At 57.8% G+C, this 15,892-nt stretch carries 17 protein-coding genes and 1 pseudogene; 9 read left to right on the forward strand and 9 right to left on the reverse strand.

Annotated features, from left to right (window positions below; all coding sequences use genetic code 11):
• The first annotated feature begins 12 nt into the window (after positions 1–12).
• The 6 genes and pseudogenes from ACM6IQ_RS11595 (at position 13) to arsJ (ending at position 3,967) form a co-directional block, all read left to right on the forward strand.
• On the forward strand, positions 13–483 hold the full coding sequence (locus ACM6IQ_RS11595) for an arsenate reductase ArsC (protein WP_017337865.1): 471 nt from the start codon (positions 13–15) through the stop codon (positions 481–483).
• 61 nt (positions 484–544) lie between these two features.
• Positions 545–688, forward strand: a pseudogene (locus tag ACM6IQ_RS11600) (arsenical-resistance protein); the annotation flags it as partial.
• The gene (arsH, locus tag ACM6IQ_RS11605; protein ID WP_414878816.1) at positions 681–1,397 is read left to right on the forward strand and encodes an arsenical resistance protein ArsH; all 717 of its coding nucleotides are present in this window, start codon (positions 681–683) and stop codon (positions 1,395–1,397) included. The pseudogene ACM6IQ_RS11600 and the gene arsH, both read left to right, overlap by 8 nt.
• Before the next feature lie 12 nt (positions 1,398–1,409).
• Positions 1,410–1,709 (forward strand): hypothetical protein, encoded by a 300-nt coding sequence (locus ACM6IQ_RS11610; protein ID WP_017337867.1) that lies wholly within the window; start codon positions 1,410–1,412, stop codon positions 1,707–1,709.
• 23 nt (positions 1,710–1,732) lie between these two features.
• Positions 1,733–2,737 (forward strand): ArsJ-associated glyceraldehyde-3-phosphate dehydrogenase, encoded by a 1,005-nt coding sequence (locus ACM6IQ_RS11615; RefSeq protein ID WP_414878817.1) that lies wholly within the window; start codon positions 1,733–1,735, stop codon positions 2,735–2,737.
• A gap of 9 nt (positions 2,738–2,746) precedes the next feature.
• Positions 2,747–3,967 carry an organoarsenical effux MFS transporter ArsJ gene (gene arsJ, locus ACM6IQ_RS11620; protein WP_414878818.1) on the forward strand — a complete coding sequence of 407 codons (1,221 nt, stop codon included), beginning with the start codon at positions 2,747–2,749 and terminating at the stop codon, positions 3,965–3,967.
• A gap of 145 nt (positions 3,968–4,112) precedes the next feature.
• Here arsJ and ACM6IQ_RS11625 read toward each other — a convergent pair whose 3' ends face one another.
• The 6 genes from ACM6IQ_RS11625 to ACM6IQ_RS11650 form a co-directional block, all read right to left on the reverse strand.
• Positions 4,113–6,791, reverse strand: coding sequence for a cation-transporting P-type ATPase (locus ACM6IQ_RS11625; RefSeq protein WP_414878985.1), 2,679 nt, complete (start codon positions 6,789–6,791; stop codon positions 4,113–4,115).
• 354 nt (positions 6,792–7,145) lie between these two features.
• Complete coding sequence (locus ACM6IQ_RS11630) at positions 7,146–8,009, reverse strand: MBL fold metallo-hydrolase (RefSeq protein ID WP_017337872.1); 864 nt, start codon at positions 8,007–8,009, stop codon at positions 7,146–7,148.
• A 137-nt stretch (positions 8,010–8,146) separates the two neighbouring features.
• A complete protein-coding gene (locus ACM6IQ_RS11635) occupies positions 8,147–8,335 on the reverse strand; it encodes a DUF2892 domain-containing protein (protein ID WP_017337873.1) in 189 nt (62 codons plus the stop codon).
• 13 nt (positions 8,336–8,348) lie between these two features.
• Entirely contained in the window at positions 8,349–8,768 is a 420-nt protein-coding gene (locus ACM6IQ_RS11640) for a DUF6691 family protein (RefSeq protein ID WP_017337874.1), read from the reverse strand.
• Positions 8,765–9,205: a YeeE/YedE family protein gene (locus ACM6IQ_RS11645; protein ID WP_414878819.1), complete on the reverse strand. Its 441-nt coding sequence runs from the start codon at positions 9,203–9,205 to the stop codon at positions 8,765–8,767. The genes ACM6IQ_RS11640 and ACM6IQ_RS11645 overlap by 4 nt, the downstream gene beginning before the upstream one ends.
• Positions 9,202–9,516 (reverse strand): ArsR/SmtB family transcription factor, encoded by a 315-nt coding sequence (locus tag ACM6IQ_RS11650; RefSeq protein ID WP_017337876.1) that lies wholly within the window; start codon positions 9,514–9,516, stop codon positions 9,202–9,204. The genes ACM6IQ_RS11645 and ACM6IQ_RS11650 overlap by 4 nt, the downstream gene beginning before the upstream one ends.
• Before the next feature lie 538 nt (positions 9,517–10,054).
• Here ACM6IQ_RS11650 and ACM6IQ_RS11655 point away from each other — a divergent pair.
• Positions 10,055–10,342: a hypothetical protein gene (locus ACM6IQ_RS11655; protein WP_414878820.1), complete on the forward strand. Its 288-nt coding sequence runs from the start codon at positions 10,055–10,057 to the stop codon at positions 10,340–10,342.
• Positions 10,343–10,690: 348 nt separating this feature from the next.
• Here the strand turns inward: ACM6IQ_RS11655 and ACM6IQ_RS11660 are convergent, their stop codons facing one another.
• Positions 10,691–11,542 (reverse strand): helix-turn-helix domain-containing protein, encoded by an 852-nt coding sequence (locus ACM6IQ_RS11660; RefSeq protein WP_414878821.1) that lies wholly within the window; start codon positions 11,540–11,542, stop codon positions 10,691–10,693.
• A 158-nt stretch (positions 11,543–11,700) separates the two neighbouring features.
• Between ACM6IQ_RS11660 and ACM6IQ_RS11665 the strand changes: the two genes are divergently transcribed.
• The gene (locus ACM6IQ_RS11665) at positions 11,701–13,098 is read left to right on the forward strand and encodes an NAD(P)/FAD-dependent oxidoreductase (RefSeq protein WP_414878822.1); all 1,398 of its coding nucleotides are present in this window, start codon (positions 11,701–11,703) and stop codon (positions 13,096–13,098) included.
• A 12-nt stretch (positions 13,099–13,110) separates the two neighbouring features.
• Entirely contained in the window at positions 13,111–13,482 is a 372-nt protein-coding gene (locus ACM6IQ_RS11670) for a cupin domain-containing protein (protein ID WP_414878823.1), read from the forward strand.
• 18 nt (positions 13,483–13,500) lie between these two features.
• On the opposite strand, the gene ACM6IQ_RS11675 is transcribed toward ACM6IQ_RS11670, so the two are convergent.
• A complete protein-coding gene (locus ACM6IQ_RS11675) occupies positions 13,501–14,784 on the reverse strand; it encodes a nucleotide disphospho-sugar-binding domain-containing protein (RefSeq protein WP_414878824.1) in 1,284 nt (427 codons plus the stop codon).
• Between the two features lie 96 nt (positions 14,785–14,880).
• Entirely contained in the window at positions 14,881–15,813 is a 933-nt protein-coding gene (locus tag ACM6IQ_RS11680) for an FCD domain-containing protein (protein WP_414878825.1), read from the reverse strand.
• Between the last annotated feature and the right edge of the window lie 79 nt (positions 15,814–15,892).

Genomic DNA, 15,892 nt, shown 5'->3' on the forward strand with positions numbered 1-15,892 from the left:
CGAGATCGCTCGATGAAAATCCTGTTCCTCTGCACTGCCAATAGCTGTCGCAGCATCCTCTGTGAAGCAGTCTTCAATCACTTGGCACCGGAAGGCATGAAAGCCTGCAGTGCGGGCAGTCAGCCCAAAGGTGAAGTGCATCCGCTGAGTCTCAAGACTCTGGAAAACGCTGGTATTTCGACGCTTGGGCTGTTCAGTAAGTCCAGCGATGCCCATGTGAATTTGGCGCCCGACTTCGTCATCACGGTGTGCGACAAGGCTGCCGGTGAAGCTTGCCCGGTATTTTTCGGACCGGCCACCAAGGCCCACTGGGGGCTGGCTGATCCTTCGGAATATCACGGGACTCAAGAAGAGATCGAGGCGGCTTTTGAAGCCACGCTGGAGCAGATCAGAACCCGTATCCAGGCCTTCCTGGCATTACCGCTTTCGCAACTGAGTGCCGAACAGCTCAAGGCACAGCTGGCCCTGATTGGCACGCTGTAACCACAGGAGCAATTAACATGAGTAAAGGCCGTCTTTCTTTCCTGGACCGTTACCTGACCCGTCACCAGTGGCCTTCGCCACGGTGATTGACCCTTGGGTGGAAGTGCCAGTGCTGATTTCCCTGGTCGGCGTGGCCCTCTGGTTGAAACGCCGTTGGTTCGATGAATCCAAGAGCGCCGTTGCGCAGGACAAACACTATGTTTGATGACTCTATCCCTCAACTCGATACCGAACTGGTTGATCTCCCATCGACTGACAAACTGGGTATCGAAAAGACCTCCATCCACAAGCCGCGCATTTTGCTGCTGTACGGATCGACCCGTGAGCGCTCCTTCAGTCGCCTGTTGGTCGAGGAGGCCGCTCGATTGCTGGAGCACTTCGGCGCCGAGGCGCGGATTTTCAATCCGTCAGGTTTGCCGCTGCCCGATGACGCACCCGACGATCATCCCCGTGTGAAGGAACTGCGCGAACTGATGTTGTGGTCCGAGGGGCAGGTCTGGTGCTCTCCAGAGCGTCACGGTTCCATGAGCGCGGTCTTCAAGGCGCAGATCGACTGGGTGCCACTGGCGATGGGCGCGGTACGCCCGACCCAGGGCAAAACCCTCGCCGTCATGCAGGTGTGCGGCGGCTCGCAGTCGTTCAACGTGGTCAATCAGCTGCGGGTGCTGGGACGTTGGATGCGCATGTTCACCATCCCCAATCAATCTTCAGTGCCAAAGGCCTATATGGAGTTCGACGACAACGGCCGGATGAAGCCGTCTCCGTTCTACGACCGTGTCGTTGATGTGATGGAAGAGTTGGTGAAGTTCACGCTACTGCTTCGCGACCGTCAGGACTATCTGGTCGATCGTTATTCCGAGCGCAAGGAGTCGGCGGAAGAACTCATGAAACGTGTCAATCAGCGCTCCATCTGAGGGTTTTTCACCGTGCAACAACACCCATATTCCGTACTGCCGCTGGCACAGTTCAATGGCCAATTGATCTTCACCCCGTGTCCCGGCACGAAGGGCACCAAGCCTTTCGAGGCGCTGCAAACCGTCAAGGACGCGGGGGCATCGGCACTGCTGACGCTAACCGGTTTGGTTGCCACTCGGCTGTTGATCGAAAGCGGTGTGCCATTGTGCGATGCCATCCGCGATGTTCAGTCGCTGCGCCCGCGCGCTATCCAGCATCCTGCCCACATTGAATACATCGGCCAGTTCGACACCCGGTCGAACGCCCACTGACACTCAATACAGAGCACAACAACATGGCTATCAAAGTTGGTATCAATGGTTTCGGCCGGATCGGTCGCCTCGCGCTACGAGCAGCCTGGAGCTGGCCAGAATTCGAATTCGTGCAGATCAACGACCCAGCGGGTGACGCGGCGACCCATGCGCACCTACTGAACTTCGACTCGGTACATGGTCGTTGGAATTACCAGGCCGACTCCGAGGGCAACAGCATCGTCATTGACGGCAAACGAATCAAGGTAACGGCCAACAAGGCAATTGCCGACACCGATTGGTCGGGTTGCGATCTGGTGATTGAAGCCAGCGGCAAGATGAAGACCGTCGCGGTGCTTCAGGCGTATCTCGACCAAGGCGTGAAGCGCGTAGTGGTGAGTGCGCCCGTGAAAGAGAAGGGCGCGCTGAATATCGTCATGGGTGTCAACCATCAGCTGTTCAAGCCGGCTGAACATCGCATCGTCACGGCGGCGTCATGCACCACCAACTGTCTGGCGCCGGTGGTGAAAGTCATCCACGAGAAGCTGGGCATTCGCCACGGTTCGATCACCACCATCCACGACCTGACCAACACCCAAAGCATTCTCGATCAACCGCACAAGGATCTGCGCCGTGCGCGTGCTTGCGGAATGAGCCTGATCCCAACCAGTACCGGATCGGCCACCGCCATTGCCGAAATCTTCCCGGAGCTGCGTGGGCGCCTGAATGGTCACGCCGTACGCGTGCCGCTGGCCAACGCTTCGCTGACGGACTGTGTCTTCGAGGTCGAGCGAGCCACCACTGTCGAAGAGGTGAATAAACTTCTCAAGGACGCTTCCGAGAATGAACTGAAAGACATCCTCGGTTTCGAGGAGCGTCCATTGGTGTCTATCGACTACCGTACCGATCCGCGTTCATCGATCATCGATGCGCTGTCGACCATGGTTATCAACGGCACCCAGGTCAAACTCTATGCCTGGTACGACAACGAATGGGGCTATGCCAACCGCACCGTTGAACTGGCCAGAATGGTCGGTCTGGCAGTCTGAGGAGCGGTTATGAAATCGTTGTCAGCCCTGGCGCCGGAAGTGCGGCAGTACCTGCTCGTGACGGGCAACTACTGGGCCTTCACTCTCACCGATGGCGCCCTGCGCATGTTGGTGGTGCTGCACTTTCACGCGTTGGGCTACAGCCCACTGCAAATCGCGGCGTTGTTTCTGTTCTACGAACTCTTTGGCGTGATCACCAACCTGGTGGGGGGCTATCTCGGCGCGCGATTAGGCTTGAACCGAACCATGAACATCGGGCTGGGGATGCAGGTCGCAGCGTTGTTGATGCTGACAGTACCCTCGGCCTTGTTGACCATCCCTTGGGTGATGGGCGCGCAGGCGTTGTCGGGGATTGCCAAAGACCTGAACAAGATGAGCGCCAAAAGCTCGATCAAACTTTTAGTGCCCGATGGGCAGCAGGGCAAGCTTTATCAATGGATAGCCATCCTCACCGGCTCGAAGAACGCGCTCAAGGGTGTCGGCTTCTTTCTTGGCGGAGCCTTGCTGGCATTGATCGGTTTCAAAGGTGCCTTGCTGGCCATGGCGAGTGTCCTGGCGCTGATCTGGATCAGCAGCTTGATCCTGTTAAAAAAGGACCTGGGTAAGGCCAAAGCCAAGCCCAAATTTCGCGACATCCTCTCCAAGAGCCGGGCGATCAATATCCTCTCGGCGGCGCGGATGTTTCTGTTCGGCGCCCGTGATGTCTGGTTTGTGGTGGCCTTGCCGGTGTACCTGAGTAGTGTCTTCGGCTGGAGTTTCTGGAAGGTTGGCGGGTTCCTGGCAGCCTGGGTGATTGGCTACGGCATCGTGCAGTCCTTCGCGCCGAACATCACTGGAAAGAAACGTGGGCACGTACCGGATGGTCGTACGGCATTTCTGTGGGCACTTGCACTGGCAGGCCTCCCGGCGGCAATCGCTCTCGGGCTGAACACTAGTTTGTCGCAGCAGGCGGTGCTGCTCGGCGGATTAATGCTCTTTGGGGCGCTGTTCGCGGTGAATTCGTCGTTGCACAGCTACCTGATCGTGGCCTACGCCAAGGAAGACGGTGTGTCGCTGGACGTGGGGTTTTATTACATGTCGAACGCCATGGGGCGACTGATGGGCACGGTGCTCTCGGGCTGGGTTTATCAGATGTACGGGTTGGGCGCGTGCTTGTGGATATCGAGCGCATTCGTGTCGCTGGCCGCTCTGGTTTCTATCGCCTTGCCTCGGCATGCAGAGGCGATATGAAACCGTCAGACAGGACGGACTGAACCCTTTGAGACTTTGGCACAGAATCTGTGCCCCTGACTTACCGCCTCCTACCACCACGGACGAACCTTGGATCGGTGCAAGATGATCGAGTATAGCGATTCAATTCAGCTCGCAACCCGCGTTACTCGGACAGGCGGATTCGAATCTGTTTTTCAATCTCGATGATTGCAAAGAGCGCAACGCCCACCCCGATGATCAGCAGGCCATCAACGAAGGGGATCGCTTCGGTTGCAAAAACCTTTTGCAGCGGTGGCGCATACGTGATGGCGAACTGCGCGAAGGTGACCACGGCGACTGTCATCCACACGACTTTGGTGCCACGAATGCCCTTCCAGGTAAGCGATGTGCTGTAGAGGTTGCGAATGAAGAACAGGTGGAAAATTTCCATCACGACTAACGTGTTAACCGCGATGGTTCGGGCCAACTCCACTGAGTAGCCCCGGTCGAGCGCATACGAAAAAATACCGTAAACGCCGCAGAGGAACAGAATAGAAACAAGCACCATATGCCAGACTAAAGCACCGCCTATGAGTGGCGCTTTGCGTGAACGGGGCGGTCTGAGCATAGTGTTTTCTTCGGTGGGCTCGAACGCCAGTGCGATGCCGAGCGTCACTGCGGTTATCAGATTGATCCACAGAATCTGTATCGGCGTCACCGGCAGCGTAATACCGAGCAGCAGGGCGACGATGATGGTCATTGTCTCGCCCGCGTTGGTAGGTAGCGTCCAGCTCAGCACTTTCTTGATGTTGTCGTAGACCGTCCGGCCTTCGCGCACAGCGGCCACGATCGATGCGAAGTTGTCATCGGCCAGCACCAGATCGGCGGCTTCCTTGGCGGCTTCACTGCCTTTTCCACCCATGGCGATACCGGCATCGGCACGCTTTAGCGCTGGTGCGTCGTTCACCCCATCACCGGTCATGGCCACTGTCATACCGTTCGATTGCAGCAGCATCACAAGCCTGAGCTTATGCTCAGGGCTGGTGCGAGCAAAGATATTGACGACCTTGACTGCCTCCTTGAGGGCGGCATCGCTCATGGCGTCCAGGTCAGCGCCAGACAGCACCTTGTCGGCATTTTGCAGGCCAATGTGGCGACCGATAGCGGCGGCGGTGCCTCCGTGATCGCCAGTGATCATCTTGACGACAATGCCTGCTGCCTGGCATTGCTGAATGGCCTTTTTTGTCTCGGGCCTGGGCGGGTCAATCAATCCGACCATGCCAAGCAAAGTTAAACTTCCTTGCACGTCCTCGAATTCCAACACGGTATGCTCGGGTGGAACTTGTCTAACTGCTAACGCCAATACACGCTGCCCCTTGGCGGCAATGGCGTTTGCCTGTGCGTGCCAGTAGTCCGCATTGAGCGGTTCAGTCTCGCGAGCGTTTACAAGCTGCTGCGTGCTCATGGCCAGTATTTGTTCTGGCGCGCCTTTTACGTAGATAGAGGCATGTCGATCATGGTTGTGGTGCAGTGTCGCCATGAAGCGGTGTTTGGCGTCGAACGGTATGGCGTCGGTGCGGGGCCAGGCCTGATGATCTTCATCACGATCGATTCCGGTTTTTCCGGAAAATGCCAGCAAGGCACCTTCCATCGGATCACCCTCAACCTTCCATGAATCTTCATGCAGGCGCAGCACGGCATCGTTGCACAAACCGGCTGCGCGCCCCAGCTCTTCCAGCGCAGGGTGAGACGACTTGTCGACTGGCTGATCTGCAAGGCTGATGCTGCCCATTGGCTGATAACCTGCACCATCGACCGTGAAGACGAGATCGTTCGTCACGACCGAAGCCACCATCATTTCGTTGCGGGTAAGTGTGCCGGTTTTGTCAGTGCAGATGACGGATACCGAGCCGAGTGTTTCGATGGCAGGCAGACGACGAACAATGGCGTTGCGACGAGCCATCGCCCTGACTCCGACAGCCAGCGTGATGGTCAGGACGGCGGGCAGCCCTTCAGGTATTGCAGCCACCGATATCCCGACCACGACCATGAAGATCTCGGTGAACTCGTAGTGCCCGACATAATGGCCATATACGAGTAACAACCCGCCAACCAACAAGATCAGGATCGTCAGCCTGTGTGCAAATACGTTCGTTTGTTGCACCAGCGGAGTCGTCAGCGTTTCTACTTCCGCAAGCAGCGTACTGATGCGTCCGATTTCAGCCGCTGCTGCGGTAGCAACGACAACCCCTGTCGCTTGCCCGCACGTCACAAGCGTGCCGCTGAACGCCATGCAGGTACGATCACCCAGGGCAGCGTCAAGCTCTACTGGTCTGGTATGTTTTTCTACGGGTAGGGATTCACCGGTAAGAATGGCTTCTTGAATCTGTAGTCTGTTCGCGTGCAGCAGGCGTAAATCAGCAGGGACTTTGTCGCCGGCCTCCAACAATACGATATCGCCCGGGACCAGCTTCTCGCCTGCAACGCTCAAGCGTTCGCCTGCGCGAATCACGGCGGCGTGCGGTGCCAGCATCTGCCGGATAGCGTCCATGGCTTTTTCCGCTTTGCCTTCCTGGACGTATCCAATGATTGCATTGGTAATGACCACCGCCAGAATCACCACCGTATCCCACAGGTGTTGCAACATCGCGGTAATCGCGGCGGATCCTAGAAGTACATAAATCAGAATGTTGTGAAATTGCAGGAGGAATCGCAGCCAGGCAGGTCGCCGTACTGCTTCTGGCAAGCGATTGAAACCCGTTCGGTCAAGCCGGGCTTGAACTTCATCGGCCGCCAGCCCGACATGCGCATTGACTTCAAGCAGGTTCGTCACCTGCTCTGCAGGCAGGGTATGCCAGGCCATGGAATGTGACGGAATGGGTATGGGCTCTTTTGCAGCTTCACCGACCGGCTTCTTCAATGAGGTTCTCCTGTGCGCGCTCAACGGGGACGGGCTGAGGGGGCATGAGCGGGCGTGGATCGTTCAGGTCGGACATTCAAATCTCCTTGTTCAAACAAGTTTTGAAACTGCTCCGCTCAGAATAGTTTTAAACAATAGCAATCCACTTGTACGTTTATAGATTCAGCTGCCGGGGTTTGCAGCGCATGGCCTTGGCAGGCAGTTGAATCACGAACTGAAGCGTTCAGCTACCCTTGGGAGGCTGCGATGACATTGGTAGACGCTGAAGGTTTAAGTGAGTCAATTAACGTCAGCCACTCAGAGCACATTAAGAGGAATTTTCAGGTAGCAAGTGCCATTGCCTTCAGCTGGAGGCAAATTACCTGCTCGCATGTTCACTTGCACGGATGGCAGGATAAGTGTCGGCATGCCCAACGTAGCGTCCCGCGCTTGGCGCATAGCAACGAAATCTGCTTCGCCAGTGCCCTCATGCACATGAACGTTATGGGCTCTTTGCTCGGCAATGGTGGTTTCATTGCGGTAGTCATCTCGACCCGGGGCCTTGTAGTCGTGGCACATAAACAAACGGGTATCGTCGGGCAACTCGAACAACTTTTGAATGGACTGGAAGAGTTTTCGCGCATCGCCACCGGGAAAATCGCATCGGGCAGTGCCGTAATCAGGCATGAACAGCGTATCGCCGACAAAACCGGCATCACCGATTAGATAGGTCATGCAGGCCGGTGTATGTCCTGGTGTGTGGATGGCGTGCGCTTCGATCCCTCCGACCAAAAAGCGCTCACCGTCTTTCAGCAGCCGGTCGAATTGACGACCATCAGTGGCAAACTCGCTGCCAACGTTGAACAACTTACCAAAAGTATTCTGAACCACGGTGATCTGCTCGCCGATGGCCAGTTGGCCGCCCAACTCGCGCTTTAGATACTGCGCTGCGGAAAGATGATCGGCATGTACATGGGTTTCCAGTAACCACTCCACCGTAAGGGCTTGCTCCCGCACGTAGGCAATTAGACGTTCCGCGCTGTTGCAAGACGTGCGACCCGATGCGGGATCGTAATCGAGCACTGAGTCGATAACGGCGCAGTGCCCTGTATTCGGGTCGCTGACAACATAGCTGTAGGTATACGTAGCGGAGTCAAAAAAAGCTTCTACATGGGGTTTCATGATGGAATTCTCTTTTCGATATGCGAAGTGGAGTGCTGATCTACCAATGGGCTTTTGGTCAGGAATCGTGATCAGCGCTGCAGACCTGAACCACCACGGGCGCCTTCAGGCGCCCGCCAGTGTGCAACGGCCGTCGTTCAGCGACGGTTACAGGTCTTGATGCCCAGCAAGGTGTAGACAGGGCAGAAACGGAAAATGCCAGTGGCCAGCGGCACCAAACCGATCCAACCCCATGCGCCGATCACACCGGACAAACTGAGCCCAATGAGAAGCAGGCCGGCGACAATGCGCAGGCTACGGTCAATGGTTCCAATGTTCGCTTTCATGGCGATCTCCCGATCAATGGCTGCGCCGGCTCTCCAGCGCAGTAAACAACAACATGCCGGCCAGCATGGCCAACATGAACACGATCACTTGCCAGTGCCCTGTCAGCAGAATGGCCACTGCGGGGCCAGGACAGATGCCCGCTATTCCCCAGCCGATGCCGAACAACAGGCTCCCGCCAATCAAGCGCGGGTCCAACTCACGTTTGACTGGTAGCTGCATTGGCCTCCCCAGCAGCGAGCTGGATTGTCGGCGGGCCCAGGTCAGCGGGCCAAAAGCCACGCCAATGGCCCCCACCATGACCAACCCCAAGGAAGGGTCCCAGGCACCGGTTAAATCCAGGAAAGCGAGTACTTTGCTGGGGTTGGCCATGCCTGCCAGAAGCAGACCCAGGCCGAACAGCAGGCCAGCAATGAATGCGGTCAGTTTGATCATGTCCAGCCCTCCAGCAGATGACGCAAGACAAACACTGTGGCGAAACCACTGAACATGAAACACCCAGTGGCGACCATCGATCGCGGCGAAAGGCGCGACAGGCCGCATACCCCATGACCACTGGTGCAGCCTGATCCGTATCGTGTGCCGATGCCCACCAATACACCGGCGGCGATCAGTCCGAGCCAGCCACTTTGGAACTCAATCTGCGGCAGCGCAGCGAACAAGCCCCATAGAAGTGGCGCGATGAGCAGGCCCAGGAGAAAAAGTGCTTTCTCACTTACCCCCTCGCTCCCGCGCTGTAAAAGACTGCCGATCAGGCCGCTGATGCCTGCGATACGCCCGTTGGCGACGACGAATAGACTGGCCGCCAGGCCAATCAATGCGCCACCGGCAAGGGATGACCAGGGAGTGAAGTTGAGCCAGTCGACATTCATGACATTTCTCCGGCGCAAAAATGTTGATACAAGGTTTGGATGACTGCCAATGCTGCGGGACTGCTGATGCGATAGAACACCTGCTTTCCGTCGCGGCGGGTCTCCACCAGCCCTTCGCGACGAAGCACTGCCAGCTGTTGAGAGAGAGTCGGTTGCTGTATCCCCAGCAGTGACTCGAGATCGCTGACATTGCGCTCGCCTTGGGATAGCTGGCACAGGAGGATCAAGCGATCCGGATTGGCCAGGGCTTTAAGGAATTGGCTGGCAGCATCGGCATTGGCGTGTAGCTGCTGGATATCTGATTCGGGCATACGATTGGTCACTAATTAATCAGTTTGCTAAATTATAGTATATAAAAAAATAAAGTGTTTGGTGGCATTGATTTGCGCTGGTCACTGGCAGGCGAGATCGGGGAGGGCTAGTCACGGGCTCTGGGCGAGGCTTGGGTGTTGGCGCCGACGTCGCATTGACCTGATTCTTCGCACCAACGCCTGTTTGTTCGAATCACGCCGTCCCGAGCATATTTTTCAATGACTAAGGCCAATGTTCACAGCATTGGTCTTTTCCGTGTACGTGACATGTGCGGAGAAGGCTGACGGCGGGTATCAGGGAAAAGCTGATATACGGGAAAGCCGCACTCGAATAAGGTGCAGCAGTTCGCCCTGCCAGCTGTTTCAGAGAAATGCTGAGTGGCCGCAACTGGTCAGGGTGGGCTTACTTTCTTGACTGCCCGGCCACTGTGCCGGGTTGTTGGTTTTCGCCATTCGTCCAATGCCGGGCACTTGAGCGCGGTGTGGCTCTCTCACGTTTAAGCACGGATTCACCCGGGCGTGAGAGCGGAGAGTCACCATGGAAATTGACGAGAATGCACCTGGCAACAGATCCCAACAGAACGTGACGCGCACGGCGGACAACGAAACCGGCCATGACCCTGAAAGGGATGAGCCAGGGATTCCGTTGCAGCCGGACGACGGAGCCCCTGTTGATGAAGATATGACCGACGTGGAGGCCAACAACTCGGTATCGAGTGAGCATCCCGACGCTGGAACGAGCGGTCGCGTCGATAATCCGGATCAGGATGAAGATCATAAGGAGGCTCGCGGCATGCCGGCGAGCGATCCGGAATCTGGCGCCTGACCATGTTCGGATCATTTCAATAGCCCGCACAGCGCGGGCTTTTTTACGCCTCGAATTCACCTGTGGCCAGGGCCGCCCTCGGGAAGGCCAGGACGTCGATAACCGGACAGTGCGAGACAGGGCGTCGTCGCAGCCCTCTGTCATGAAATGAAAAGCCATTGTCGTCTGATGAGAAGCGACTCGCCAGACGGCGTCCTACAGTCCAATCAGCGCAATTCGACGCAGCACGTCCCAACTTGAGACTGGAGAATAAGAAAAAATGGCCAACGCCGTACGCTTCTACGAAACCGGTGGTCCCGAAGTCCTTCGTTATGAAGAGGTCGAGGTCGGCGACCGGGCCAAAGGGATTCAGGTGCACAGCGGGTACGGCATGTCGGAAACCTGCCCGGCCTTGCCAAGTCGTTGCACATAAACCTTCGGTGAACACCCGGTCCTCTGCTTGAAGCACCGATAAAAAGTCGACAGCGAGTTAAACCCCGCAGCACCGGCAATATCGTCAACCCGTGACGCATGCCGTTGCGCATTCAAGCGTTCAAGCGCCTCATCAAGCCGCAACTGATTGAGCAACGCATAAAACGTTTGCCCCCGAACCTGATTGAGAAAAAACGAAATCTGGTTACGCGTGTAACCCGTCGATGCCGCTACATGAGACAGGTCCAGCCGAGGATCCAGATAGGGCTTCGACTGCTCAAAGTACTGCTGCAAATCATTGGACAGCGCCCCGACCTGACGGGCAGACAATCCCAGCCGACTCACGGCATCGGCACTGTATGCCGGACGAATCACAGTGGTCGCCTGGCTGACCAATACCGCATGTTCGTTGACTTTAACAATCAATCCATCCTTCACCGAGAGCGCCTCGACAGTGCGAAATGAAACCAGGCCGTCGCTGCCATTGAGTGTCACCCGGTACTGCAGGAACGCGGTGTCGCCGTCGATGCGCAAGCGATCGGTGTAAGTCTGCAACTCTTCTGATCCTACCGGCATGCTCGCCGCGAGATAGTCGCGCAGCTGCGAGTGCTCGATGGTCCGGTTCTGGAAAAAATCGTTGTACTCGATAGCCGGGTGATAGAGCGCCATCACGCTGTCCAGGTCGCGTCTTTTCCAGGCCTGGTGGTAACGCACGGCAACTTCATGAGTCTGCGCGCTCGAAGGGTCCGCCAGGAAGGTGGGGGTGGTGTGTAAATCGAGTGCTTCCACAACGAGCTCCATGGCACAGATCAGGGCGAAGCCACGAGTATTCCAGATGCTGTGGTTTTCCGCCCGTGTCCGCTGCGAGGTTTACCGCATCGTTGTGCCTGTGAAAGCGCCGGCGATTGCTTTAGCGTCAGCCCATGATTTTTTCGGAGCATGAGTGCATGACGCTTCACACCGCGAACCGATCCCTGGCAGATGCCAGGCCTTATCCTGTCTGGCAGGAGACGCGAGTTTCTGCGCCTGCTGCACCGAGGCTCACCGGCGAAGTGCTGTGTGACATTGCGATAGTGGGCGGCGGATTCGTCGGGTTGTGGACGGCGCTGATGGCGCGTCAGCGTTGGCCAGATGCAACGATCGTTGTGCTTGAGGCCGGGCAATGCGGCGGTGAAGCCAGTGGGCGCAATGGCGGGTTCTGCGCGCCGAGCATCTCTCACGGCGTTTCCAATGCGCTGAAACGTTGGCCCGGGGAAGCGGAGCAACTGGTTCGACTGGGCAGGGAAAACCTCGTGGCGTTTGAAGAGGATCTTCAGCGCTATGGCATGGATGTAGCGTTCGAGCGCTCCGGAAAGTTGAACGTCGCGAGCCAGCCGTGGCAGGTTGAAGGGCTGAAGTCGATGCAGCGCAACTACCAGCGCTTTGGTATCGCCTGCGATTATCTGGAAGGCGACGCGCTGAAGTCCCACCTGGATTCACCGGCCTATGTCGCGGGTGTTTTCGAGCCCAATTATGCGTTGCTGAACCCGGTCAAGATGGTCGCTGAATTGCGCCGTGTGTGTCTTGCGCAAGGTGTGCAGCTGTTTGAGCATTCTCCTGTAACCAGCCTGCGCCAGGACGGAATCCATCAAGTGCTGGAGACCGGGTTGGGCTCCGTCAAAGCGGCGAAAGTCGCCCTCGGCACCAACATCGCGCCGCCGTTGCTGGGGGCGCTGAAGTCCAAGGTCATTCCCATATATGACTATGCCCTGGCGACCCGGCCCCTCGACGATTCGCAGCTGCGCGCCATCGGGTGGGTCGGTCGCTACGGTATCGCCGACAGTGGCAACCAGTTTCATTACCTGCGCAAGACCGAGGACAACCGCATTCTCTGGGGTGGTTATGACGCTATCTATCATTTTGGCAGCCGACGCGATGAGGCGTTGACCCAGCGTCCCGACAGCTTCGTGACGCTGGCCCGGCAATTTCAATCAACCTTCCCGGCATTGGCGGACGTCACGTTCAGCCATGCCTGGGGCGGCATCATCGATACCTCTGCGCGCACCACCATGTTCTGTGGCACTTCGTCTGATGGTCGCGTTGCCTATGCCCAGGGGTTCACGGGGCAGGGCGTGTCTGCCAGTCGTTTCGCGGCGTTGACCATGCTCGATTTGCTCGAAGGTCAATCGACCGAGCGCACGCAGTTGGCGATGACCTCGACGGCGCCTTTCCCGTTTCCACCCGAGCCCTTGCGATACGCGGGCGTCTCCCTGGCGCAGCGCTCGCTGGCCCGCGAAGACCTTACCGGGCACCGCGACTGGTTGCTCAAGGGGTTTGATGCGTTGGGGATTGGCTTTGATTCTTGAACTGAAGTGAGCATGACCATGACCATGAACAACCCCGATCACATCATCGATTTCGCCAACCCCGAGTTGCCCGTCGTCGAGCTGGAAACCAGCGATCCTGCGCTGGTCGACGCCCCGTATCGCAGTCGCAGTTGGCGGCACTTTATGGCGCCGGAGAAAAATGCTGTCGCAGGCATCTGGGAGGCCCCCGAGCACCTTGAGCGCTGTGAGTGTGATTACGACGAGCTTTGTCATTTGCTCGAAGGGCATGTCCGGTTGACCGACAGCAAGGGCGTCAGCCAGGAGTTCAAGACGGGCGCCACGTTCGTGGTCGCCGCCGGATTCAAAGGGACCTGGGAGAACCTGACGCCGGTGCGCAAGGTGTTCATGATTCTCAGGGGGTGATGCCTGTAGGCGCGAAGCTTAAGTGTTGGGCAGCGCCATGATCGCCTTTGCGGCAATGTCAGTGCCGCGAGTCGCCTGCATGTTTTTGCTTAACGATTCGAGACGTTGCTTCATCGCCTGGTCCGCCAGCAGTTGTTCGAGAGCCGCAGGTAACGCGGACAGCGGATCGGCAAACCGTGGCAAGTAGCGGCCAACGCCGACTTCCTCGGCGCGTGCGGCGTTGTCGTGACCGTCCCAGCAGTAAGGAATGATCAATGACGGCAAGCCGAAGTACAGCGCTTCGCAGAAGCTGTTGTTGCCGCCGTGGTGGATGAACAGCTGGCATTCCTTGAGTACGGCCGGCTGTGGAAACCAGCTGTCCAGGTACACGTTGTCCGGGACGGTGGTGTACATGTCCCGATAGGCGCCAACGTTGATGAGGAAGCGATAGGGCAGATGTTCGATGGTGCCGATCAGGCGCTTCATCATGTCGGTGTCGGCAGCCCCGAGACTGCCGAAGCTGATGTAAATCAGCGGCGCGTCGTTGTGCCTTGGGAAGTCGGGAACGATGTAGGGCGCTTCGCGACGTACGCAGCCGTCGAGGTACACATAGCGTTTCGGGTCCAGCGGCGGTTGGCGTTCATAACGCACCGGCGTGGGCGACAGCAACAGGTTGAGCCACGGTGAATCGACAAGAAACTGGCCGGGCGGGCAGGGCGCGGTACCGTTGTTCGCGAGAAACTGCGAAAAGCGTTCATGGGCCGGCGCGACGGCTTTGCGGTAATGCTCGGCAAAACGTTCGCGGGCCTCTTTGTCGCCAGCCAGGCAGCCTGACAAGTACGGCGGTACGGCGGCATCCGGCAATTCGGTTTCGGCACATGAAACCATCCGCACCCACGGGCATCCGGCGTTGGCGATGGCGGGGAACATCACCACGTTGTCGAGGACGATAACGTCCGGTTTAAGGCGGCCGAGCAACTGTTGCAGTGGCTTTTCCGCTTCGATCGCGGTGTCGATGATCGCTTCCCAGGCCGGCGCCACATAGCTGTCGATCTGTGCCAGCGGGGTCTGGTCGAAGTAGGGGATGTTGCGCTCGATAAAGCGCTCCCAGTAATGCTGGTGCTCCGCTGCCGACAAAGGACTGGCTTGCGGAATCGGATACTCGTCAAAGCCGTATTCGGCGAAGAGTCCCTGGAAATGTTCGTGGCAGATAAAGACCGGTTTTGCTCCCAGCTCACGCAGTGACTGGGCGATACCAATGCAGTTCAAGGCCGCGCCGAAACTGGCTTCCGGAAACAAGGCGATCAGTTTGTGTGGGTGCATGGCGAAGAAAGTCCGTGGCGGGTAAAGCCCACCGTGCCTGAGATGATTGGATGCTGTCTTATTTTATAAAAAAAATCATCCTGTTTTTTAAAGTGTTCAGCGACGCCCGAACAAATGGCCCTGCGGAATCCCGCGATTGGCGGTTTGCGGACGCTGGGCAGCGCTCAGGCGCAGGTGCAGGCGCAGCAGGTCGGCAGCGATCTCCAGTTGTCCGCGCTCGATGTGCGCAATGATTTGCAGGTGCTCGCGCAGGGCTTCCTGCAGGCGGTGCACGCTGACGGTCGGCAACAGATTCGGCAGGCGTCGCAGGCTCTGATGCTGGAGCAGGGCGTCGCCGATAAAGCGGTTGCCGCAGCTCTGGCCGATCAGTTCATGGAAGCTGATGTCCAGCTCGCGAAATTGCTGGATGTCGAAGTGTTCAACCGGGCTTGAAAGCAGGGTTTGCATTGCGCTGCGCAGCAGTGCCAGGCGTTGCGGATCGGCGTTGAAGTGGGGGCTGAGCAGCGCTTCCGGCTCCAGGATCAGGCGGAATTTGAGGCTTTCTTCGAGGGCCGCGAGGCTGTTCAGCGACGGGCGAAACAGCCAGGACTGGCCGGGGCCGCGTTCTATCGCCTGGCTTTCGCTGAGTTGCTGCAGGGCCTTCTGCGCTGCCGGCCGGCCGATGTCGTAACGACGCATCAGCTCGCTGATGCTGATGCTGTCCCCGAGGCGCCCGGCCATGCGGTCGCGCAACACCGAGGTCGCCAGTTCTTCTTCCTCGGCTTGTGGCAAGGCCGCGTTGAAGGCTTGGCCGCCTGGTGCGGCGAGCAGTCGATAGCCTTTGCCGGCTTCATGGCTCACCAGGTTTTCTTCCAGCAGTACTTTCAGTGCGCCCCGAATCAGGGTGCGAGACACCTGGAAGGTACGCGACAGCGCTTGCTCGGCAACCGGGTCGCCGGCCACTAGCCCGGTTTCCTGGGTGTGTTCCAGAATCCGTCGGGCGAGTTCCAGGTGATTGGTGCGGGGTTTTTTCTCGGGTGTTGTGCTCAAGCGTCTTATCTCTTTTGGTCGCTTTGGACTCAGGTGCTCATCTTATGCCATGCACCGTTGAGCCGTCAGGCACGAAAAA

Origin of the sequence: Pseudomonas sp. IT-P100, assembly GCF_949767185.1 — a bacterium.
In the GTDB taxonomy this organism is placed as follows: domain Bacteria; phylum Pseudomonadota; class Gammaproteobacteria; order Pseudomonadales; family Pseudomonadaceae; genus Aquipseudomonas; species Aquipseudomonas fluorescens_B.